The following is a 21,839-nucleotide window of genomic DNA, read 5'->3' as shown; positions in this document are numbered from 1 at the left end:
AACGTCGGATGTCGTTGCTGGTCGATCGTGGCATGAGGCCTCCTGGCCGAGCGAAGCGGCTCACGTGAACCGGCAATGACGGTTCTACCATCGACGGCCACCAGCAGCAACCGGCTAAGGTGGTTCCCGTGCCTGCCGAGTTTCCCGACTTCCGCGTCGGCAGCATCCTTGCGACGAGCTTCACGGGGACCCTGACCGAACGGCGCGGCACGGTCGTGGAGCGCATCCCCATGCCACGGCGGTTGGCCGACTGGCTGGCGATGAGTGGCCTCGCCGTCGACTCCTGCACGGACGCGCACCTCGAGCTCGCCCGAGAACTGAGGGAGTCGATCCACCTCGCCGCGACGGCAGCGGCATCCGGTGAGGCGCTCCCGGCGTCCGCCGTCCGGGTCCTCAACCACCGCAGCGCCGTCGGTCGGGCCACGGCGGTCCTGACTCCTGACGGCGCGCGAAGATGGCTGCTCGACCCGGGTTCCGACGTGGAGGACGCCTTCGGTGTGATCGCCGCCGATGCGATCGAGATCATCTCCGGAGAACGAGAGGGGCGCCTGGCCCTGTGTGCGTCGCCGACCTGTCGAGCTGCCTTCTTCGACACCAGCCGAAGTCGCAGCCGCAGGTGGTGCGACATGAACACGTGCGGAAACCGCGAGAAGAAGGCGCGACTGCGCGCCAACGGGCAGAAGCGTCCCCGATCGGGGGAGCCCCGTTCGTGAGGAGGTGGGGCGCCCATCGCCGGCACCCCTCCAGCAGCCGACCGACGTGAGCGTGAGCCCTGCCGGTGACCGAGGGTGTCCTGTGAGGACCTGCGGGGCGTCGCCGTCGGGGTCCACGCCTATGGTCGTGGGATGTACTCCGTCGGCCGCCTGCACAGAGTCGTCACCGGGGTTGCGGGCGCCGTGGCGCTGATCGTCGCGAGGGGGCGCGTCGCCCACACACCGACCCTCGGACAGGCCGACGATGACGCTGCCGCCTCGCCGACTCATGATGCAGCGGGGCCGAGGTCCGGCCGGCCGCACTGCGACCGCGATCAGCGCGAGGGGACGTAACCACTGCTCTTGTCGACGGGGTCGGGCAGGTCCTCACCGGCGAGGTAGCGACGCAGGTTGTCCTCGAACTGGTCGGACAGGGTGTCGCGCCAGCCGATGACGTCACCGCACATGTGGGCCGAGACGTGGACGTTGGTCATCGTCCAGAAGGGATGGTCTGCGGGCAACGGTTCGACCGCGAAGACGTCGAGACTCGCGGCGGCGATCCCGCCCTCGCGCAGACTCGCGACGAGGGCCGGTTCGTCCACCAGAGCGCCGCGGCCGATGTTGACCAGATGCGCGTGCGTCGGCAGGGCGGCGAGCACGTCGGCGTCGACGACCTCGCGGGTCTGCGGAGTCAGGGGCGCGGCCAGGACCAGGTGGTCCACGTCGCCGACGTGTGCGGCCAATTCCGAGGACGCGACGATCTCGCCGAAATCCGGGTCGTCGGCGCGGGCGACCCGACCGGCGCCCCGGACCTCCATCCCGACGGCCCGCAGCAGCCGGGCGCTCGCCCGTCCGATGCCACCGGTGCCGACGACCAGCGCCCGGGTGCCGGAGGTGCGGCGCGGTTCGCGATGACGCCACGTGTGCTCGGCCTGGAGCGCCTTGTTCTCGTGCAGGAGCTTGTCGTGGGCCAGGACCGAGGCGAGCACGAACTCCGCGATGGGGCGGTCGAAGACGCCACGGGCGTTGGTGACCACGACGTCGGATTCCCGGAGCCCGTCGAAGAGGATCGCGTCGACCCCGGCCGCCGCGACGTGGATCCACCGCAGGGAGTCGGCGGCGTGCCAGGCGTCGGCGAGCGCACCGGAGAAGAAGTCCCAGATGAAGAGCACCTCGGCGCCGGGCAGCGCCGCGGCGAGGCCGGCCGCGTCGGTGACCGTCACGTCGGCGAGCCGGTGGAGTGCGTCCTCGTTCGTGGGCGGCGGTGTCCCGTCAGCGGTCAGGATGACGACCGTGAGCGGGGACGTTGCCGGTCCGTCGTCCACGGGGGAACCGGAGGGAGAAAGGATCTCGTGAGGTGCGGGCGCAGGGCGGGGGTCTGATCTGCACTGTTCACGATCTTCACCCTAGGCCGACGTCCGATTGTTGACAATCCTCGGTGGCGCCCGAGAGGATCGCCACATGACCTCCCTCAGCCCTCTGTTGAAGCAAGCCACCCCCGTCGTCGTCGACCACGCGAGCGGTAGCTGGATCCACGGGACCGACGGCCGCGACTACCTGGACTTCACCACCGGTATCGGCGTGACGAGCACCGGCCACTGCCACCCGCGCGTCGTCGAGGCGGCACGCGAGCAGGTGGGCAAGGTCATCCACGCCCAATACACGACCGTGATGCACCCGCCCCTGCTCGCCCTCACCGAGAAGCTCGGCGAGGTGCTGCCGACCGGCCTGGACTCGGTGTTCTACGCCAACTCCGGATCGGAGGCTGTCGAGGCGTCGGTCCGGCTGGCGCGCATGGCCACCGGGCGCCCGAACATCGTCGTCTTCCAGGGTGGATTCCACGGCCGCACGGTCGCCGCGGCCTCGCTCACCACGGCGGGAACCAAGTTCTCGGCCGGATTCTCCCCCTCATGGCCGGCGTGCACATGGCCCCGTTCCCCTACGCCTACCGCTACGGCTGGGACGAGCAGACCACCGTCGAGTTCTGCCTGCGCGAGCTCGACTTCCTCCTGGCCTCGCGCACCGCGCCCGCCGACACGGCGGCGTTCCTCATCGAGCCGGCCCTCGGCGACGGCGGCTACCTGCAGACCCCGCCCGCGTTCCTCGAGGGGCTGCGCGAACGGGCCGACAAGCACGACATCCTCCTGGTCATCGACGAGGTGCAGGCCGGTTGCGGGCGCACCGGCAAGTTCTGGGGCCACCAGCACTCCGACATCTCGCCCGACATCCTCCTCACGGCCAAGGGCATCGCCTCGGGATTCCCCATCAGCGCGATGGCGGCGTCGGAGGCGCTCATGAGCAAGGGCTGGCCCGGATCGCAGGGTGGCACCTACGGCGGCAACGCCGTCGCCGCGGCGGCCGGGTGCGCGACGCTCGACGTCATCCGAGACGAGGGCCTGGTCGAGAACGCCCGGGTCCGCGGCGAGGAACTGATGGCGGGGATCAAGACGGTGCAGGAGAAGCACCCCGTCATCGGTGACGTCCGCGGGATCGGGCTCATGCTCGGGATCGAGTTCACGACCCCGGGCGGTGAACCGGATGCCGCCACCGCGGCCGCGGTGCAGCAGGCGACGACCGGCAACGGCCTGCTGACGCTGACCTGCGGCCCGATGGGCAACGTCGTCCGGCTCATCCCCGCCCTCGTCGTCACGAAGGACGAGATCGAGACCGGCGTGCAGCGCTTCGCCGCCACCATGGACGAGGTCGTCGGCAGCGGCGCCTGAGACCCGCCGACACCCGCCCCTCCCCGTACCCTGCCGAACCCTCCGAACGGAAGGACATCCGATGACGAGCACCACCGCCACGTCCGCCCAGCAGGCCGTCGCCAAGGTCCCGACCGGCCTGTTCATCGACGGCGAATGGAGTGACGCCGCCTCTGGCGCCACGACCGAGGTGGTCAACCCCGCCACCGGCGAGGTGATCGCCACGATCGCCGACGGTGGAGAGGAGGACGCGCGCCGCGCCATCGAGGTCGCCGCCCGCACCCAGGCCACCTGGGGTCGCACCCCACCCCGCGAGCGCAGCGAGATCCTGCGCCGCGCCTACGAACTCGTCATGGAGCGCCAGGAGGAGCTGGCCCTGGTCATGACCACCGAGATGGGCAAGCCGCTGGCCGAGGCCAAGGGTGAGGTCGCCTACGCGGCGGAGTTCTTCCGCTGGTTCTCCGAGGAGGCCGTGCGCATCGGCGGTGATGCGACGATGAGCGGCGACGGCAAGACCCGCATCATCGTCACCAAGGAGCCCGTGGGCCCGTGTGTGTTGGTCACGCCGTGGAACTTCCCCCTCGCGATGGGCACCCGCAAGATCGGTCCGGCCATCGCGGCCGGCTGCACGATGGTCTTCAAGCCCGCACACCTGACGCCGCTGAGCTCGTTCGCCCTCACCGAGATCCTCACTGAGGCCGGTCTGCCGCCGGGCGTGCTCAACGTCGTCTGCACGAGCAGCGCGGGCTCGGTCGTCGAGCCGTGGATGGACAGCGGCCTGGCCCGCAAGATCTCCTTCACCGGTTCCACGGCCGTCGGCGTCAAGCTGCTCGAGCAGGCGTCCCGGCACGTCATGCGCTCTTCGATGGAGCTCGGCGGCAACGCCCCGTTCATCGTGTTCGACGACGCCGATCTCGACGTGGCGGTCGAGGGCGCGATGGTCGCCAAGATGCGCAACATGGGGAGGCCTGCACCGCCGCCAACCGGATGTTCGTACAGCGTGGCGTGGCAGCGGAGTTCGGGCGCAAGCTTGCCGAGCGCATGTCCGCGCTCGTCGTGGGCGACGGCACCGACCCGGACACCCAGGTCGGTCCGCTGGTCGAGGAGAAGGCACGCACCAAGGTCGAGGAGCTCGTCGCCGACGCCGTGTCCCACGGCGCACGCGTCGTGTGTGGCGGCGAGTCGCCGGAGGGGCCGGGGTACTTCTACCCGCCGACGGTGCTGGCCGACGTGTCGCCGAAGTCGGCCCTGATGTCGCAGGAGATCTTCGGCCCGGTCGCTCCCGTCATCCCCTTCGACGACGAGGACGAGGCGATCCGTCTCGCCAACGACACCGAGTGGGGGCTGGTGGGCTACGTGTTCACCAAGGACGTCGACCGCGGCTTCCGCATGTCCGAGCGGGTCGAGGTCGGGATGCTCGGCCTCAACACCGGGTTGGTCTCCAACCCGGCGGCGCCCTTCGGTGGCGTCAAGGAATCCGGTCTGGGTCGCGAGGGCGGACGCGTCGGCATCGAGGAGTTCCTCGAGATGAAGTACCTCGCCATGCCGCGCGCCTGACGGTCCCACCCGGGGACCCCACTTCGCAGAAAGGAACCGTCCGTGGATCCGGTCGTCATCTCCCAGGCGGAATACGGCAGCCGACTCGCCGCGGTCCGGCATCGGATGGACCTGCAGGGTCTGTCGGCCCTCATCGTCACCGACCCGGCCAACATCTACTACCTCACCGGCTACAACGCGTGGTCGTTCTATGTGCCGCAGATGCTCTTCGTGCCGGCCGAGGGCGGGATGGTGTTGTTCACACGCGAGATGGATGCCCACGGTGCCCATCGCACGACCTGGCTGCCGGCGGAGAACATCGTGGGGTACCCGGAGCGGTACGTGCAGCGTCCGCACCTGCACCCCTTCGACTGGGTGTCGTTCGCGCTGCGGCAGCGGTGGCTCGTGGCGCCCGCGTCCAAGGGGGTCGTGGGGATGGAGATGGACTCCCACTACACCTCTCCCAAAGGGTTCCGGGCGCTGGATCACGGCATCCCGGAGTGGAAGATCGTCGACTGTTTCGAGCTCGTCAACTGGGTGCGCCTGATCAAGTCGGACGCCGAGATCCAGCTCATGCGGTCCGCCGCCCGGGTGACGACCAAGGCGATGGAGGCCGCGATCGACGCCGTCGCGGTGGGCGTGCAGCAGAACGTCGTGGCCGCTCAGATCATGCAGGCACAGGCCCTCGGCGACGGCGACGCGTGGGGCGACTACCCCTCGATCGTCCCGATGCTGCCCACCGCGGAGTCTGCGGACACCCCCACCTCACCTGGAGTGGGCGGGAGTTCGCCGACGGGGACGCCGTCGTCGTCGAGCTCTCCGGAGCCCACCAGCGGTACAACGTGCCGCTGGCCCGCACGATCATGCTCGGCAGCGCCTCGGACGAGTTGCTCCGCCTGGAGGAGGCCGTCGCGGCCGGACTCGACGCGGTGCTGTCGGAGGCGGCGCCGGGGGTGCCCGTGGCGTCTCTGGCGCACGCCTGGAACTGGAAGCTCGCCGAGTACGGCCTCGAGAAGCCCAGCCGCCTGGGCTACTCGATCGGCGTCGGCTATCCACCCGACTGGGGCGAGCGCACCGTGAGCATCCGCAGCGAGGACGAGAACGAACTCGCCGAGAACATGACCTTCCACGTCATCTGTGGAATGTGGATGGAGGGCTTCGGCTACGAGGTCTCGGAGTCGGTCCGCGTCACTTCGACCGGGGTGGAGACCTTCACGTCCTTCCCCCGTGCCCTGATCCACACCTGACCAGCAATCTCGCAGGAGGAACCCGTGTTCACCACCATCTCCGACCTCACGCCCTCGCCGACCGCCGGAGTGACCGGTGCGGCCGACGCCGGGCTGCTGCCCCTCGCACGCCGCGCCGACGGGCTGGTGGGGTCGGTCATCGACTCCTCGACATCACTGCTCGCCGGGCAGAAGCACGACATCGTGCGGTTCGCCATGGGGGCGCCCGCGCCAGACGTCACGCCGTGGGAGACGTTCCGCGACCTCGCCGGTGACGTGTACGACGCCTCGTCGTTCACCTACGGCGCGACCGAGGGCGAGCCCGTCCTGCTCGACCAACTGGCCAAGTACACCGCGGACAAGGCCGAGCCGGTCGACCTGGATCGCACCGTCATCACGACCGGCGGGATGCAGGGACTCGACCTCGCCTTCAAGCTGTTCGTCGATCCCGGTGACCTCGTGGTCGTCGAATCGCCCACCTACACCAACGGATCGGGCACGGCGCTCAGCTACGGCGCCGACCTGCTCGAGGTGCCGATGGACGCCGACGGTCTCGACGTCGATCGACTGGAGAGCCTTGTTGCCGAAGCGGGTCGGGTGCCCAAGGCGATCTACACGATCCCCAACTTCCAGAACCCCTCGGGTGTCACCCTCTCCCACGAGCGACGCCTGCGCCTGATCGAGCTCGCGCGGCGGTGGGGCAGCATCATCGTCGACGACGACCCCTACGGCCTGCTGAGGTTCGCCGGCGAGGACGTCCCGAGCTTCCCCCAACTCATGGGCGACGACCCGCTGCTGTACTCCGTGCGGACGTTCTCCAAGATCCTCGCGCCGGGGCTACGGGTCGGGTGGGTGACGGCCGACGCCCGCCTGCGGCAGCTCCTCATCAACTCCAAGCAGGCGATGGACACGTGCACGAACGTCCCCAATCAGCACGTCGTGGCCGAATTCCTGCGCCGCGGGGGACTCGACGAGCACCTCGCCGGGCTGCGCGTGCAGTACCGCACCCGCAAGGAGGCGATGCAGGAGGCGATCGCCGAGCACCTCGGCGACCGGGTCCGGACGACCGACCCCGAGGGGGGTTCTTCCTCTGGGTGACGCTCCAGGGCGAGGACGCCGCGGTCGACACGCGGCGCCTGTTCGAGATCGCGCTCGCCGAGGGTGTCGCGTTCATCCCGGGGACCGCCCTGTCTCCCTCGCAGCAGTTCGCAGACGCGTTCCGGCTCTGCTTCGCCTCCACGAGCCCCGAGCGGACCCGCGAGGGGGTGGCCCGGCTGACCCGCGCCCTCGACCTCGCCCTTGACGAGGCGGCGGCTTGAACGACGGTGCCGTGATGACCGAGCAGAGCGGTGACTCACGCAAGCGCACTCGGGCGGGTGGGGCGACAGGTCCTCGAGGAGGAGACACGTTCGAGGCTCACCCGGCGAACCCCGATGCCTCACCGTTGTCGCCCATCGTGCGGGCCTCGACACCGGAGCTCATCGCCCATCAGCTGCGGGAGGCGATCGCCGAGGGCCACTTCGTTGCCGGGCAGCAGCTTCTGGAGTCCTCGCTGGCAGGGAGCCTGGGTGTCAGTCGCGGGCCCCTGCGGGAGGCCATGCAGCGACTCACTCAGGAGGGCCTGCTCGTCGGCCATCGCAACCGTGGGTTGTTCGTCATGGAACTGGACGAGCCCGCCGTGCGGGACATGTACCTGGCGCGAGGCGCGGTGGAGCGGGCGGCCGTCGAGCATCTGATCGGCAGCGGACGTGGGGAATCGGCCCGCGAACTCCTCGCGATCGTCGACGGGATGCGGGAGTGCTCAGGAGCGCCCCGCGACGTCTCGGCACTGGACATGCGGTTCCACGAGACCCTCGTGGCACTGACCGGGAGTCCCCGTCTGATGCGCATGCACGGCTCGCTGGTCACCCAGGTGCGGATGTGCCTGGCCGCCACGGAGATCACCTACCAGCGGATCGAGGACCGGGTGGGGGAACACGGCGCGCTCGCCGAAGCGATTCTCGCGAAGGACGCGAAGACGGCCGATCAGTTGCTCGTGGCGCACATGGACGACGGACTGCGGCGGGTGCTCGATGTTCGTCACGAGCGCACGTGAATTCGGTACTCGCTAGCACCTCCATCGTCGTCGTAGGGCCATTTTCCTGAATTGCCTCTGTTCAGCAAGGCCGAGTGCGGCTACATTCCGATTGTCAACAATCGGATTGCGCACTGATGCGCGATGTGGAGGCCCTCTCATGGCTGCTGCCCCTGCCGCTGCGGTTCTAACGCCGCACGACGTCTCACCATCACTCCTGCGCAGGGCGATCGCCGCCTCGGCCGTGGGAAACGCCGTCGAATGGTTCGACTACGGCATCTACGCATATGGCACGGCCTACATCGCCGGTGCCTTGTTCCCCGCGCACGCGACGCAGGCGATGATCTTCACGCTCCTGGGATTCGCGGTGTCGTTCCTCATGCGCCCCATCGGTGGCCTCGTGTGGGGGCCGCTCGGCGACAAGATCGGTCGCAAGAAGGTTCTCGCGACGACGATCCTGCTCATGGCGGCCGCCACGTTCTGCATCGGCCTCCTGCCGAGCTACTCGATGATCGGCATCTGGGCGCCGGTGTTGCTCTACACCCTGCGAGTCGTCCAGGGCTTCTCCACCGGTGGTGAGTACGGCGGTGCGGCCACCTTCATGGCCGAGTACGCCCCCGATGAGCGCCGCGGCTTCTTCGGTAGCTTCCTCGAGGTGGGCACCCTCGCCGGGTTCAACGGCGGCGCACTGCTCATGCTGCTGATGATCGGGATCACCAATGAGCAGCAGATGCTCGAATGGGGCTGGCGGGTGCCGTTCCTCGTCGCTGGACCGCTCGGCATCGTCGGTCTCTACCTGCGCTCGAAGATGGAGGACACCCCCGTCTTCACCGAGATGGCCGAGGCGGAGAACACCGCGAGCGGCCGGGAGACCCTCGCCGAGCTGTTCCGCAGTTTCATGGGTCCGCTGCTCAAGCTCGGTGGCCTCGTCATTGCCGTCAACGTCATCAACTACACGTTGCTGTCCTACACGCCCACCTACCTGACGCAGGTCATCGACCTCTCGGACGAGCACGCGCTGTTGGTCCCCATCGTCGGTCAGTTCGTGATGATGGTGCTGTTGCCGTTCGCCGGGGCCCTGTCCGACCGTGTCGGACGCAAGCCGCTGTGGGCTGCCTCCCTCGTCGGCACGGCCGTGTTGGCTGTGCCGCTCTACATGCTCATGGGGTCGGGCTTCACGGGCGCGATGATCGCATTCACCGTCCTCGGTCTGCTGTACATCCCGCAGCTCGCGACGATCTCGGCGACGTTCCCGGCGATGTTCCCTACCCACGTCCGGTACGCCGGGCTGGCCCTGGGCTACAACGTGTCGACCTCGCTGTTCGGTGGCACCGCGGGTCTGCTCAACCAATGGCTGATCGAGAAGACGGGCAACACGATGTGGCCGGCCTACTACATGGTGGCCGCGTGCATCGTCGGTCTGATCGCGCTCAGGTTCACGATCGAGACCAAGGGCGTGTCACTGCGCGGGTCTCACGTCCCGGGCACGCCCGAGGCGTTGCAGGAGCAGGCGGAGCTGGCGGGTGGGTCGACGGGCACTGCCTCCGGGGCCGTCACGCGCGACGGGTCCGGATTGCCAGCGGGATCGTCGCAGCGCACGCGAGGGCAGCGGCCAGGAAGGCCCATCCGAAACCGGCGCCCGCAGCGATGACCCCGACCAGGACCGAGCCGAGTGCGGTGCCGGAGTCGAAACCGGCGTTCCAGATGGCGCTGGCCCCGCTGATGCGCCCTTGTCCGGCGGCGGTCAGGGTCAGCACGTAGGTGAGGTTCTGCAATGCCCCGTAGGCGGCGCCGAGCAGCGTGGCCAGAGCGACCCACGCCACGATCTGGCCGGCGCCGTCGACGGGGCTCCACTCGGGGATCCCCAGGGTGAGGGCGACACCGACGAGGCAGAGCACCGCGAGCACGGTCATGGGCCACACGAAACGTCCGGGCCCGACCCGATCTGCCAGGCCTCCGACGAGCCATCGGGCGACGGCCGCCGCAAGGCCCATGCCGACGAGGGCGGCGGTCGCGCTCGACGGTTCGGCGACGACCTGAGGCGCGAACGTGATCACAGCGCCGCCGGCGAGGGTCACGGCCAGCAGGAGCGCGGCCGGGGGGACCAGGGACCGATAGAACGTCGAGTCGTCGGTGTCGTCGGCACTGTCCTGTGCGCTCGGGTCGGGGACGCGGGCGCGTTCGTCGGGGATGTGGCGGGCGAGGCGGGCGGCAACCGGGACGGCAAGGACCGGCAGCGCCCCGATGGCGAAGACGATCGGCCAGCCGACGTGTTCGGCGATGACCGGGCCGAAGGGGAGGAACGTGAGGTTCGGCAGGGCTACTGCCAGGCCGTAGGCGCCGATCGCGGCACCCCGGCGGGAGGGGTCCACCAGATACGCTGCGGCCGCCGCGCCGGTGACGGTGAGCACGGCGAAGCCCACGCCTCTGACGACGGCCAGGAGCAAGACCCAGGGCAGGGAGTCCGAGAGCAGGTGGGCGAGCGAGGGGAGTCCCAGCAGGACGACGCCGGCACCCATCACGGGGCCCCACCCGAAGCGCCGCAGCGCCGCCGGGACCGCCAGTTGGGCCCCCACGGTCGCGGCGAGCATGACCCCGTTGACCAGCCCCGCGCCTGCCGGCCCGGCTCCGCCCCGCACGACCCACAGCGGCACGAGCGGGAGCAGCGCGGCGTAACCGACGAAGCCGAAGAACGTGAGCCCGACGAGGGCGGGCATGCCCGGCGCACTCCACACGGGGGTGCGGGTGGAGGGCTGGGACGGGTCGGGAGTGGAGCCGGGCACGATGGCGTCGGCACCTCCTTGCGCGGCCTGGGGAGTGGGCGGGGTCGAGGATCCACTATGTCCGTCCACGCGCGAGGGCGCAGCGCGATCTCAGACCGACCAGAACGCCGAGACCGCCGCTGATAGGCGGCGGTCTCGGCGTTCTCTCGTCAGCGCGCTCGATGAATCACGTGCCGGTGGCGCGGATCTCACTCTCCGGCGATCGCGCGCTCCAGCTCGGCGACGTCGGGCTTGACCATCGTGAGCAGGGAGTCCATGGCTCGGGTGGCGCGATCGCCGCCCTCGGCGACGGCGTCGAGATAGGCCTGCGGGACGACCTGCCACGGAACGCCGAACCGGTCGGTCAGCCAGCAGCACTCCATCGGCTGCCCGCCCCTCCACGAGGGCGTCCCACCGGGTGTCGACCTCCTCCTGCGTGGTGGCGAAGGTCTGGAACGACACGGCATTCGTGAAGGGGAACCCCGGCCCGCCGTCGAGGGCGAAGAACGGGCGGCCCTCCAACTCGAAGCTCACGGCGATCTCCGTGCCGACGGGATAGGGGCTCGGGTTGCCCTCCCCGACGGTGGCGCCGTGCAGGATGCGGGAGTCGGGAAAGACCGACACGTAGAACTCGGCCGCCTCGCGAGCGTTGCCGTCGAACCACAGGCAGGGGGTGATCGGGGTCGTCGTGCCGGTCATGGGATGTCCTCAGTTCTCGGCGGTGGGGGTGTGGATCAGCTGGAAGGGCGCACCCTGCGGGTCGGCCACCGTGGCGACCCGGCCGTAGGGGAGTCCTCCGGGCCGTCGAGCACGGTGCCCCCGAGCTCGGGGATACGGGCCAGATCGGCGTCGAGGTCGGCCGTGCCGAGGTACACCCGCCAGTACGACGGCGTGCCTTCGGCCACGACGCCGCGGGCGTCGCAGAGACCGGCCGTCGCGGTGGCCTCGGGGCCGTTGGTGGCGTAGCTCCACTCGCCCGGCATCTCCTCGACCTGCCACGCGAACACCTCCCGGTAGAACGGCAGCGCGGCGGCGTAATCCTGGCTCATGGCCTCGAACCACGCCGGTGTCCCGGCCGTCATGAAGTGATCGCATCCGACGAAGTCACCGGGCTGCCACATGCCGATGGCGGCACCGGCCGGGTCGAGGACGACGGCCATCGTTCCGGACGTCCCGACGGGCATCGCGGGAACGATGACGCGCCCGCCCGCGGACTCCGCGGTGGCCAGGGTGGCCTCGACGTCGGTGACGGTGAGGTAGACGCCCCATTCGTTCGGCAGGTCGCCGCCTTCGGGACAGGTCATGCCGACGGTCGACATGAGCCCGCCGACGACGTCCTCCCCGCGGCGGATGTAGTGGTAGTGACCGAAGTCCTCGCCCTGGTCCTCGAACGACCAGCCGAACAGTGCGGCGTAGAAGGCCTTGGCGCCGTCGATGTCGTTCGTCGACAGGTCGATCCAGGTGGGGCTGCCGACAGGGCGGGTGGTGGTCGTCGTGGTCGTCTCGGTGCGGGTCATGGTGACCTCCGTGTGGGGTACAGGTACGTCTCTGACGCTACGAGCGCGGCTCAGGAGCCGGACACTCCGATCTTGCGCAGTGCGGGCAGTGCCGTGAGGATCGGCGTCTCCCAGTCGAAGGCAGGACGGGTGGTGAGACGGACGTGCGTCGGGCGGGTGATCGGCGCGGGGTGCATGGCGACCAGGGGCCAGTCAGCTGCCAGGTGGATGAGGGGGTCGGCGGTGTCCGGCACGACGGTGGCGAGCAGCCATGGGTGGGTCGGCAGGACGGGCAGCGTGAACTCGCACGGGCCGCGCCGGAGCAGACCTGCAGCGGGGACCCCGGCGGGTTCGGGACGGGCGAACAGACCGACCCACACGAGCGGATCGGGACCGAGCTCACGGGCGACCTCGACCGTGCCGGTCAGCATTCCCCAGCCGTGTTGCGGCCCGCTGCGGAACGGGGCCGCGTGCCGTTCGGTCACCTCGTCGGCGAGCACCCGCAACTCTGCCGGTGTGACGCCGACCTCGGCCCGGAATCGACGGGTGAAGGTGCCGGGGGAGGAGAACCCCACCTCGTGACAGACGTCGACCACCGTCAGCCCTTCGGCCAGGAGCAGGTGCTTGGCCTGGTGAAAGCGGTGTGCCGCGAGATAGCGCATGGGCGAGCAGCGCACCGATGCGGTGAACATCCGCGCGAGGTGGAAGGGGCTGTACCCGACGGCGTCGGCCACGTCCTCCAAGCGGATCTGCTCTCGCACGTGCTCACGGATGAAGGCGGCGGCGTCGTACGCGGCGGTCATCGCGCTCCCTTCGGCGAGGTCGGCTCGATCATGGCCCGGCGCGCCTTCGCCCGCAAGGGTCCGGGTGCAGGTCCCTGCGTGGACGGACCTGCACCCGACCGTCGCCGACGCCTGCCTCAGTCGGACACACGCACGACGAGCTTGCCGAAGTTCTTGCCCGTGAGCAGCCCGCGGAAGGCGTCGCGAGTGTTCTCCAGCCCGTCGACGACGTCCTCCTTGTACTTGACGGACCCGTCGGCCACCCACCCCGACATGTCGCGGTGGAAGTCGGACTTCTGGTCGTTCCAGAACTCGGTCTGGATGAACCCGCGAACCGTCAGGCTCTTGGTGAGGATGCGACGCATGAGCTTCGGCATCCGGTCGGGCCCCTCCGGCGCGGACGTCGCGTTGTACCCCGCGATGAGTCCGCACACCGGCACGCGGGCGTAGGTGTTGAGGCGCCGGACGACAGCGTCGAACACCGGGCCGCCGACGTTCTCGAAGTAGACGTCGATGCCGTCCGGCGTTGCGTTGGTGAGCTGTTCGACGAAGTCGTCGTCGCGGTGGTCGACGGCCGCGTCGAAGCCGAGCTCGTGCAGGTGGGCGCACTTCTCGGGGCCACCGGCGATCCCCACAGCGCGGGCACCCCGAATCTTCGCGATCTGACCCACGGCCGACCCCACCGGACCCGTCGCGGCCGCGACGACGACGGTCTCGCCCGGCTCCGGCTGCCCGATCGTCAGCAGGCCCGAGTAGGCGGTGAACCCGGGCATGCCCAGCACGCCGAGCGCTGTCGAGACGGGAGCGCGATCTGGGTCGAGCTGCACCAGGTGGCGGGCGTTCTCGACCGAGTGCGACTGCCACCCGCCGTAGCCGAGAACGATGTCATCGCGCTGGAACTCGCCGCCGGGGCAGTCGAGGACGCGGGACACGGTGCCGCCGCACATCGTCTCCCCGACCCCCACCGGCTGAGCGTAGGACTCCGCGTCGTCCATCCGCCCGCGCATGTACGGGTCGAGGGACAGGTAGAGCGTCTGCAACAGCGCCTGACCGTTCTCGGGAGCGGGAAGCTCCCCGGTCTCGATGCGCAGGTCGTCGTCGGTCGGTTCCCCGTGCGGGCGCTGGGCGAGCACGATGCGGGTCGTCTGGGTCATGCGGCTCCTTCTGTCGTGGCGGTCGGCTCCCATGCTCGCGCCTCGAGACGCGCCCCGCAGCCCGGAAGGGTGGGCGGTGGTGCTGCGGTGCGGCCATCGCCACGTGCCGACCTCGGCCGACCGAGCTCGTGAGAGGACGACCGTCCGAGGCGACCCCGCCTCTCACCGAGCCTCCGGTGTGTGCAGCGCCCGCGTCGGCCAAATCCCTCAGATGGTCTGCGCTCGCGTCGATCTGATGACCGGATGTCACTCGCCGCGGTCGGTCCTCGGCGTGCAGGTGCCGCGTGATCCATGTGTGGCCGATCCAGCAGAGGGCACGTTCCGGCCTCCTCGTCGGCCGTGGTCAGTCGAATCAGGGGGACACATGCGGCGGTTGTTCGACAGAGGGATGTTCAAGGGCGGGATCCAGACCAAGCTGCTGCTCATGACCCTGCTGGCGATCGTGGGCATGCTGCTCGTGATCACCTTGGGGGCGGTACAGCAGCGGAGTCTGATCCTCGACGAACGCCGCGACCGGGTTCAGTCGGTGGTCGAGGTGGCCCACGGGGTCGTCGAGTTCTACGGCGAACAGGCCCGCACGGGGGCGATGAGCGAGGAGCAGGCCAAGGCCGCCGCCCTGACCGAGCTGCGCGGGATGCGTTACGCCGGCCAGGAGTACTTCTGGGTGAACGACATGCACCCGACGATGGTCATGCACCCGATCAAGCCGGAGCTCGACGGCACGGACCTGTCCACGAACAAGGATCCGAACGGGGTGTTCCTGTTCAAGGAGTTCGTCGCGGTCGTCAAGTCGCAGGGATCGGGGTTCGTCCCCTACATGTGGCCCAAGCCGGGGGCGCAGGACCCCCAGCCGAAGATCTCCTACGTCACCGGATACGCGCCGTGGGGATGGGTGATCGGGTCGGGCCTCTACACCGACGACGTCAACGGGGCGGCATGGGCATCGGGTGGCAAGCTCGCGCTGTGGAGCCTGCCCCTCATGCTGTTCGCCCTTCTCGCAGGATCGCGACTGGCGGGCAGCATCATCCGACCGATCCGGCGCGCGACGCACAAGCTGGAGGAGGCCGATCTCACGGACCGGTTCCCCGTCAAGGGTGACGGCACCTGCCTGGACGACCTCAACATCGCGCTCAACACGACTCTGGACCGAGTGGGTGACGTGATCGGTCGCGTCGAGGGCACGTCGGCAGGACTGGTCGAGGCGTCCGACTCGCTCACCGGTGCGGGGGATAGGATCGACCGCTCGGCGCAGGAGACCTCGCAGCACGCGGGCAGAATGCTCGGCGACGTCGACCACATCCGCGACGGGGTGGAGACCGTCGCCGCCGGGACCGAGGAGATGAGCGCGTCCATCGGCCAGATCGCGGACAACGCCAACGCCGCGGCGAGGGTGGCCGCCGACGCGGTCCGTACCGCGGAGTCCACCACGGCCACGGTCGGCCGGCTCGGCGATTCGTCGCGCCGGATCAGCGAGGTCGTCAAGGCGATCGCCGGGATCGCCGAGCAGACCAACCTGCTGGCCCTCAACGCGACGATCGAGGCGGCGCGGGCGGGGAGACCGGCAAGGGGTTCGCCGTCGTGGCCGGGGAGGTCAAGGATCTCGCGCAGGAGAGTGCCCGCGCGAGCGAGGACATCGCCCAGCAGGTGGTCTCCATGCAGTCCGAGGTCGACGGTGCCATGGCGGCCATCGGGGAGATCGCGCAGGTCATCGGCCAGATCAACGACTACCAGGTCGCCATCGCCGGGGCGGTCGATCAACAGACCGCCACGACCCAGGAGATGAGTCGCAGCGTCCAGGGCGCCGCCGACGACGGTCGATCCGTCGCCGAGGGCGCCCGCGGTCTCGCCGACCGGGCCCAGCACACCGTCGACGAGGCCACCCAGGTGCGTGAGGCCGCGAACCGTCTCCAGGTGATGTCCCAGGATCTGCAGACGGCCGTCGCCACGTTCCGGCACTGAGCGACCTCGCCCGGACGACGGAGCCTGGCCGGTGGTGTCGAGGGTCGCTCAGCCGAGGAGCCCGAAGATTCCGACACCGGTGACGCTGAGGCCGGCGGTGAGGGACAGGACGATCACCGCGAGCCGCGCCGCGCGTGGGGTGACCCGGTGGGCGACGCGCTCTGCGGTGATGCTGCCGACGACGGTGGCCATCGCCGCGCAGGCCCATCCCCACCACGGCCATGCGGGGGCGCCACCGGGGGCGATGACCTGACGTTGGAGCAGGGTCATGAGACTGAGCACGACCCAGAACGGCTGCATCGTCGCCGAGAACGACGGCCCGCTCCACCGGCTCAGCATGCTGTAGACGGCGATCGCCGGAGCGCCCAGGGCGACGGCGGAGTTGAGGATGCCGATCGTCGTCCCCGACGCGGTGCGCGCCGCCGCTGCGTCGACGGTGTGCTCGCCGCGCTCGAAGACCACGGACACGACCACGCCGAGGATCGCTGCCACCCCGACTCCGAGGCGAAGCACGTCAGCGTCGGTCACGCGGGCGAGGAGCAGCCCGACGATGCTGCCGAAGGAGGCGGGGACGACGAGCCACAGCAGTCGACCCCAGTCGATGTCGCGCCACAGGTAGGGCACCATCAGCGCGCACGCGAGCGCCGCGAAGAGATTGACGACCAGGACCGCCGAGTAGGGCCCGGCGACGATCGCCACCACGGGCGCCATGATGATGCCGAAACCCATGCCGACCACCCGTTGCGCGATCGTGGCGACGACGAGCGAGGCACACGTGATGAGCAGGGAGACTTCCGGTGGCATCCGCACATCCTGCCTTGGGCGCCCGGGAGCATGGCGAGACGGGCTGATCGTGGGTGTGGCGAGATGTCCGCGTGAGCACCGTGTGAGGCGACGTTCCTACTCTGATGCCATGACTTCGAACGAGGATGCCAGGGTCGCGATCGACCAGGCACAGACGCTGTTGGAACGGTGCCAGGGCGACCTGGCCAGACTCGACGAGATCCTGCCGTGGCTGGAGGAGGCCATCGCTCGGATGCGTGGGCTGGTGGACTACTACGAGGGTGCCGGCCAGGAGCACCTGGCCGCGATGTACGACGCCGACCCCCAGGCGGTGCTGCCGCCCGTGATGGATCAGGACTCGGTGTGGGAGGCCGGCGCGGGGCTCGACGACCGGATGCAGCGTCTGCTACGGATCGTCACCGCGGAGCTCACGTCGGGTCTCGATTCGAGGCGGTATTGAGCCCTCCGCCGAGGACACCGACGGTCGAGAGCAGATGAGAATGGCCGGGGGCTCGCTCCCCGGCCTTTCTCCTGTGCGGACGAGGTCAGGAGCGTTCCGGGCTGCGCTGCAGGCGGCCTCGGCGGTCGCCCCGACCCCGGGCATACGACAACGCCGGTGCGATCACCCCCTGTTGGTGATCGCACCGGCGTTGTCGTGCGTGGCGACCCCTTCGCCACTCCCCACGCGAGGCGGACCCGTTCCCCCGAACCGGTCCCGCCCCGCGTGGACGTTCATGGACCCCCCGACATCCACGAAGGTACGGAGCCCGTCTCTCGCCCGTCTCGCGTGCGCCTCACAGAACCCTCACGAAATCCTCGGTGCCCGGCACCTTTTCGGGGTCTGTCCGATGAACGGTGTTTCCGGCGTTCATCTCAGAGGTTCTCCGCGGCCGGCATGCGGTCGGCGAAGGTGACGGCGAAAGCGTTGAGCGCGGGCTTCCACCGCATGGTCCATCGTGCCTGGCCGGTGCCCTTGGGGTCCAGGCCCCTGGTGACCAGGTACAGGCACTTGAGGGCGGCCTGCTCGGTCGGAAAGTGCCCGCGCACGGTGACCGCGCGCCGGTACCTGGCGTGCAGGGACTCGAAGCTCTCTTGTCAAGCGGCGACGGTTGAGGGGGCGGTTGGGGCTCGCTTGGCGTCGTTCCACATGTGTCTGATGATGACGTTGGCGAGTTGACGCTTGTGGGCGCGGCGGGCACCGCGGGCTGTCTTGCCAGTTGCGCTGCTCTTGGCGAGGTAGGTCTTGGCTGGCTCGTGCATGCGTGCCTGGGTGACGTGGACGATGTGCAGGACGCTGTTGACTTGACGGTTGCCGGCCAGGTCGAGGCGATGTCGTCGGGGCTGGCCGTGGCCCTCTCCGGAGGACACGGCCACGGGTGCGGCGCCGCACCACCGGGCGAACTGGGCTTCGGTCTCGAACCGGGTCGGGTCGCCGATTTCGGTGAGCAGCGTCATGGCGGTGACCACGCCGACACCGACGATCTCGGTGAGGGTGCAGCCCAGTTCGCTCAGGAGTGCGGGGACTTCAGCGTCGAGCTTTTTGAGGCCGATGGTGATGGCGTCGACCGCTGACAGGGTTGATTGCAGCCACCGGATCCGGGCCGAGTCGGCACGGGACAGGGCGCCGGTGTCGAGGGTGCGGATCGTCTTCAGTGCGGCCATGACGCGGCTGGTCGCGGGCAGTTGGTCGCGGATCTCGACGGGCAGGGCGCACAGGACGGGCTCGGCCTCGGTCAGCAGCCGAACCCGCTGCAGGACAAGAGATTCCCGTTGCGATCTCAGGACGCGCAGCGTGTCCCATGCCGGTGACGGGGTCTCGACGTGCTTGCGGGCGGGCGGCAGCGCGGGATCGGCGAGGGTCTCGGCTGCGATCGCGTGGGCGTCGGTGATGTCGGTCTTGGCCCGGTGCCGACGGCGGCGTCGGTCGTTGGTGCGGGAGGCTTGAACCTCTCGAACGTCATACCCGCTGGCTCGCAGAGCGGCCACCACGGGCGCCCCGAGGCTGGCGGAGCCTTCGACCCCGACCCGGTCTATGACCGCGCCGGTGCCCGTGAGGATCTCCAGCAGGCGCGCCAGGCCTTCGAAGCTGATCTCGAAGGACTCGCAGGTGATGAGCTCGCCCGTGGCGGACAGGACGGCGACGGTGCCCGAGTGTTTGTGCGGGTCGATCCCCGCGACGGCTGACGTGGTGATGAGGTGCTCCTCCTGCGACGCGTTACGGTGCGGGCAGCGGGTCCGGGTCGCCGGCAGATCTGGGTTGAGTCGTGCAGGCTCTCTTCAAGCCAGGCACCCGGGCCCGCGCCCAGACGGCCGGCCCGGCAGTTCGAATCAAGGACACCAAGGTCAATAGCGTTCAGAGCCAGGGCCGACCGATCGCCCCTGCTCGCGAGGCCGAGGCGACGTGCATAGCCAAACACCCAGATGGCGTTGGTGGAGAACAGCACCCGGCGGATCTCCACGTCGTAGGCCAGGAAGGGGATGAACTCCTCCCACGCCGCTCTCCACATCTTGGGGATGGCCGGGTAGGCTTGCCCCATTTCTCCTCCAGCTCCTCGAACGCCGCCCATGCTGCCTCGACCGAGGGTGCGGTGTAGATGCGGCGCAGGTCCTTGGCCAGCTGGTCCCAGTATTTCCGCGAGGCGTAGCGCAGCGTCGCCCGGATGAGGTGGATCACGCAGGCCTGCACGATCGCCTGGGGGAAGACGGCGTTCACGCTGTCGGGCAGTCCTTTGAGGCCGTCGCAGACGATGAAGAACACGTCGCGCACGCCGCGGTTCTTCAGGTCCGCCAGCACGTTCATCCAGAACTTCGCCGACTCACCACCTCCCTGCCCGGCCCACAGGCCCAGGACGTCTCGCCGGCCGTTCAGGTCGACGCCGATCGCGGCGTAGAAGGGTTGGTTGCCGACCTGCCCGTCGCGAACCTTGACGTAGATCGCGTCGATGAAGATGGCCGCGTACACCGGTTGCAGCGGCCGGGAGGACCAGGCGGCCATCTCCTCGAGCACCTTGTCCGTGATCCTTGAGACCGTGTCCTTGCTGATGGAGGCGCCGTACACCTCGTGGAAGTGCGCGCTGATCTCACCGGTCGTCAGGCCCTTGGCGAACAGGCTGATCGCGACCGCGTCCACGTCCGAGAGGCGCCGCTGTCGCTTCTTGACGATCACCGGCTCGAACGTGCCGGCCCGGTCCCGGGGGACCGCGATCGTCACCTCTCCGGCGGCGTCGGTCAGCACCGTCTTGGGTCGGGTGCCGTTGCGGATGTTGCCGTTCTCCGCGCTGGGTACCTGGTGCTTCTCGTGGCCGAGGTGCTCGGTCAGCTCCTCTTCCAGCGCTGTCTCCAGGACGGTGGCGGTGATTGATTTGAGCAGCCCGTCCGGGCCGGTCAGGTCCTCACCACGGGCCCGGGCGGCTTTGACCAGCTCCCGGACCGCAGCCTGCTCGGCCTCGCTGCGCGAGGTCGTCTTCTTCACCTTCTTCGGCATCGAGCTCACGCTCGTGATCTTCTCGGTCATCACATGACCTTCCCCGCCAGCTGAGCCGGCGTGTCAGGCCAGAAACACCGTTTGGCGGACAGTCCCCGTGCCGGCGTGGCAGTCCTGGACCGAGCAGGTGCTCCAGCAGATCGCGCAGGGCAAGTTCCTCGGTCTGCTCACGCTGATGTTCGGGATCGGTCTGGCCATCCAGGCAGACTCGGCGCAGCGCGCCGGCCGCCGCTGGCCCGGGCCCTACCTGTGGCGGGCGGCGCTCCTCCTCCTCGACCGTCTGCTGCATTACCTGCTCGTCGTCGAGTTCGACGTGCTCATGGGGTACGCGGTCACCGGGGCGATCGTCGCCTACGTCATCACCGGCTCGCCTCGTGCCCAACGCATCTGGATCGGGGTGGCAGCGTCGGTGCACGCCCTTCTCGTCGCGGTCTTCACCCTGGGGCTGTGGTCGGGGCGGGCCGGCTCCTTGGGTGGGGTGCCCGAGCCCAACCCCTACCGCGAGGGGTCGTGGTGGGACCTGGTGCTGCTGCGCCTCGACAACGCCGCGATCTTCCGGTTCGAGCCGGTGTTCCTGCTGTTCCTCGGCGTCGCCATGTTCATCCTCGGTTCGCGGTTGTACCGGGCGGGCCTGTTCGTCGACGCCGGTGCGGTGCTGCGGCGCCGGCTCATCGCGGTCGGGGCGGTGGCGTTCGTCGTCGATCTGACCCTCGGGGTGTCGAACCAGAACTGGCTGTTCCTCGTCCGCTACGGCACGGCCCCGATCGTCGCCCTCGGCCTGCTCGCGCTCATCGCCGAGGTCGCCGGGCGCGGGCGGCCGGGGTGGGCGGGGCGACGCTGCGCCGAACTCGGCCGGGTGGCCCTCAGCGGGTATGTCCTGCAGAACATCCTCGCCACGTCCCTGTTCTATGGCTGGGGTCTGGATCTCGGCTCGGTGCCCTCGATCTGGCGGCTGCCGGTGACGCTCGCGGGGTTCGTCCTCGTGTCCACCGTGGTCCTCACCGCGGCGCACCTGTGGCTGCGGCGCTTCTCGCGCGGCCCCGTGGAGTGGCTCTGGGTGAAGGGGTACGACCTCCTCGCCGGTGGGACCGCTCGACCCGCCGCCCCCGCGCGTGGGCTGCGTGCGGGACCGCGCGAGAGGAGCCGCGCGTCGACCTGATGTGATGGGCCGGTCGTCATCCCCCAAGTG

At 69.5% G+C, this 21,839-nt stretch carries 14 protein-coding genes and 8 pseudogenes; 11 read left to right on the top strand and 11 right to left on the bottom strand.

Going from position 1 to position 21,839, the window contains the following annotated elements; translation table 11 throughout:
* The first annotated feature begins 128 nt into the window (after window positions 1–128).
* Complete coding sequence (locus QQK49_RS11745; RefSeq protein WP_284304079.1) at window positions 129–713, top strand: CGNR zinc finger domain-containing protein; 585 nt, start codon at window positions 129–131, stop codon at window positions 711–713.
* Window positions 714–1,027: 314 nt separating this feature from the next.
* On the opposite strand, the gene QQK49_RS11740 is transcribed toward QQK49_RS11745, so the two are convergent.
* A complete protein-coding gene (locus QQK49_RS11740; protein ID WP_284304078.1) occupies window positions 1,028–2,017 on the bottom strand; it encodes a D-2-hydroxyacid dehydrogenase in 990 nt (329 codons plus the stop codon).
* A gap of 136 nt (window positions 2,018–2,153) precedes the next feature.
* On the opposite strand from QQK49_RS11740, the pseudogene QQK49_RS11735 reads away from it, so the two are divergent.
* The 6 genes and pseudogenes from QQK49_RS11735 to QQK49_RS11710 all read left to right on the top strand — a co-directional run.
* Window positions 2,154–3,322, top strand: a pseudogene (locus QQK49_RS11735) (aspartate aminotransferase family protein); the annotation flags it as partial.
* A 154-nt stretch (window positions 3,323–3,476) separates the two neighbouring features.
* Window positions 3,477–4,951, top strand: a pseudogene (locus tag QQK49_RS11730) (NAD-dependent succinate-semialdehyde dehydrogenase).
* Window positions 4,952–5,056: 105 nt separating this feature from the next.
* Window positions 5,057–6,177, top strand: a pseudogene (locus QQK49_RS11725) (M24 family metallopeptidase).
* A 69-nt stretch (window positions 6,178–6,246) separates the two neighbouring features.
* Window positions 6,247–7,475, top strand: a pseudogene (locus QQK49_RS11720) (aminotransferase-like domain-containing protein).
* A gap of 14 nt (window positions 7,476–7,489) precedes the next feature.
* Entirely contained in the window at window positions 7,490–8,251 is a 762-nt protein-coding gene (locus QQK49_RS11715; RefSeq protein WP_284304077.1) for a GntR family transcriptional regulator, read from the top strand.
* 139 nt (window positions 8,252–8,390) lie between these two features.
* Window positions 8,391–9,881, top strand: a complete 1,491-nt coding sequence (locus QQK49_RS11710) for an MFS transporter (RefSeq protein WP_284304076.1) — start codon at window positions 8,391–8,393, stop codon at window positions 9,879–9,881.
* Here QQK49_RS11710 and QQK49_RS11705 read toward each other — a convergent pair.
* The 6 genes and pseudogenes from QQK49_RS11705 to QQK49_RS11680 all read right to left on the bottom strand — a co-directional run bounded on the left by QQK49_RS11705 (window position 9,784) and on the right by QQK49_RS11680 (window position 14,424).
* Window positions 9,784–11,013, bottom strand: coding sequence for an MFS transporter (locus QQK49_RS11705; protein WP_284304075.1), 1,230 nt, complete (start codon window positions 11,011–11,013; stop codon window positions 9,784–9,786). The genes QQK49_RS11710 and QQK49_RS11705 overlap by 98 nt on opposite strands.
* Before the next feature lie 188 nt (window positions 11,014–11,201).
* Complete coding sequence (locus tag QQK49_RS11700; protein WP_284305983.1) at window positions 11,202–11,375, bottom strand: hypothetical protein; 174 nt, start codon at window positions 11,373–11,375, stop codon at window positions 11,202–11,204.
* 70 nt (window positions 11,376–11,445) lie between these two features.
* Window positions 11,446–11,691: pseudogene (locus QQK49_RS11695) on the bottom strand (VOC family protein); the annotation flags it as partial.
* A gap of 35 nt (window positions 11,692–11,726) precedes the next feature.
* On the bottom strand, window positions 11,727–12,509 hold the full coding sequence (locus QQK49_RS11690; RefSeq protein WP_284304074.1) for a VOC family protein: 783 nt from the start codon (window positions 12,507–12,509) through the stop codon (window positions 11,727–11,729).
* A gap of 50 nt (window positions 12,510–12,559) precedes the next feature.
* Window positions 12,560–13,291 carry a helix-turn-helix domain-containing protein gene (locus QQK49_RS11685; protein WP_284304073.1) on the bottom strand — a complete coding sequence of 244 codons (732 nt, stop codon included), beginning with the start codon at window positions 13,289–13,291 and terminating at the stop codon, window positions 12,560–12,562.
* 116 nt (window positions 13,292–13,407) lie between these two features.
* Window positions 13,408–14,424 (bottom strand): NADP-dependent oxidoreductase, encoded by a 1,017-nt coding sequence (locus tag QQK49_RS11680; RefSeq protein ID WP_284304072.1) that lies wholly within the window; start codon window positions 14,422–14,424, stop codon window positions 13,408–13,410.
* On the opposite strand from QQK49_RS11680, the pseudogene QQK49_RS11675 reads away from it, so the two are divergent.
* Together QQK49_RS11675 and QQK49_RS11665 are read left to right on the top strand one after the other, a co-directional pair.
* A pseudogene (locus QQK49_RS11675) lies at window positions 14,354–16,158 on the top strand (cache domain-containing protein); the annotation flags it as partial. The gene QQK49_RS11680 and the pseudogene QQK49_RS11675 sit on opposite strands and share 71 nt — an antisense overlap.
* A 45-nt stretch (window positions 16,159–16,203) precedes the next feature.
* On the top strand, window positions 16,204–16,383 hold the full coding sequence (locus tag QQK49_RS11665) for a hypothetical protein (protein ID WP_284305982.1): 180 nt from the start codon (window positions 16,204–16,206) through the stop codon (window positions 16,381–16,383).
* A gap of 48 nt (window positions 16,384–16,431) precedes the next feature.
* Here QQK49_RS11665 and QQK49_RS11660 read toward each other — a convergent pair whose 3' ends face one another.
* The gene (locus QQK49_RS11660; protein ID WP_284304071.1) at window positions 16,432–17,187 is read right to left on the bottom strand and encodes a sulfite exporter TauE/SafE family protein; all 756 of its coding nucleotides are present in this window, start codon (window positions 17,185–17,187) and stop codon (window positions 16,432–16,434) included.
* A 109-nt stretch (window positions 17,188–17,296) separates the two neighbouring features.
* On the opposite strand from QQK49_RS11660, the gene QQK49_RS11655 reads away from it, so the two are divergent.
* Complete coding sequence (locus QQK49_RS11655) at window positions 17,297–17,626, top strand: hypothetical protein (RefSeq protein ID WP_284304070.1); 330 nt, start codon at window positions 17,297–17,299, stop codon at window positions 17,624–17,626.
* A 413-nt stretch (window positions 17,627–18,039) separates the two neighbouring features.
* Here the strand turns inward: QQK49_RS11655 and QQK49_RS11650 are convergent.
* From QQK49_RS11650 to QQK49_RS11640, 3 genes and pseudogenes are all read right to left on the bottom strand, one after another.
* A pseudogene (locus QQK49_RS11650) lies at window positions 18,040–18,255 on the bottom strand (transposase); the annotation flags it as partial.
* 6 nt (window positions 18,256–18,261) lie between these two features.
* Complete coding sequence (locus tag QQK49_RS11645) at window positions 18,262–19,335, bottom strand: IS110 family RNA-guided transposase (protein ID WP_282007093.1); 1,074 nt, start codon at window positions 19,333–19,335, stop codon at window positions 18,262–18,264.
* Between the two features lie 206 nt (window positions 19,336–19,541).
* A pseudogene (locus QQK49_RS11640) lies at window positions 19,542–20,680 on the bottom strand (IS256 family transposase); the annotation flags it as partial.
* 67 nt (window positions 20,681–20,747) lie between these two features.
* Here QQK49_RS11640 and QQK49_RS11635 point away from each other — a divergent pair.
* On the top strand, window positions 20,748–21,809 hold the full coding sequence (locus QQK49_RS11635) for a DUF418 domain-containing protein (RefSeq protein WP_284304069.1): 1,062 nt from the start codon (window positions 20,748–20,750) through the stop codon (window positions 21,807–21,809).
* Window positions 21,810–21,839 lie beyond the last annotated feature (30 nt).

Source organism: Mobilicoccus caccae (assembly GCF_030161635.1).
GTDB classification, from domain to species: Bacteria; Actinomycetota; Actinomycetes; order Actinomycetales; family Dermatophilaceae; genus Mobilicoccus; species Mobilicoccus caccae.
This window is presented reverse-complemented; position numbering and strand designations above follow the sequence as displayed.

What these genes read in the sequence shown, in the direction of transcription:
- QQK49_RS11655 (WP_284304070.1), top strand. Translation starts at nt 17,297, where the DNA reads ATGACTTCGAACGAGGATGCCAGGGTCGCGATCGACCAGGCACAGACG.
- QQK49_RS11700 (WP_284305983.1), bottom strand. Translation starts at nt 11,375, where the DNA reads ATGGAGTGCTGCTGGCTGACCGACCGGTTCGGCGTTCCGTGGCAGGTC.
- QQK49_RS11690 (WP_284304074.1), bottom strand. Translation starts at nt 12,509, where the DNA reads ATGACCCGCACCGAGACGACCACGACGACCACCACCCGCCCTGTCGGC.
- QQK49_RS11715 (WP_284304077.1), top strand. Translation starts at nt 7,490, where the DNA reads ATGACCGAGCAGAGCGGTGACTCACGCAAGCGCACTCGGGCGGGTGGG.
- QQK49_RS11665 (WP_284305982.1), top strand. Translation starts at nt 16,204, where the DNA reads ATGAGTCGCAGCGTCCAGGGCGCCGCCGACGACGGTCGATCCGTCGCC.
- QQK49_RS11660 (WP_284304071.1), bottom strand. Translation starts at nt 17,187, where the DNA reads ATGCCACCGGAAGTCTCCCTGCTCATCACGTGTGCCTCGCTCGTCGTC.
- QQK49_RS11685 (WP_284304073.1), bottom strand. Translation starts at nt 13,291, where the DNA reads ATGACCGCCGCGTACGACGCCGCCGCCTTCATCCGTGAGCACGTGCGA.
- QQK49_RS11680 (WP_284304072.1), bottom strand. Translation starts at nt 14,424, where the DNA reads ATGACCCAGACGACCCGCATCGTGCTCGCCCAGCGCCCGCACGGGGAA.
- QQK49_RS11710 (WP_284304076.1), top strand. Translation starts at nt 8,391, where the DNA reads ATGGCTGCTGCCCCTGCCGCTGCGGTTCTAACGCCGCACGACGTCTCA.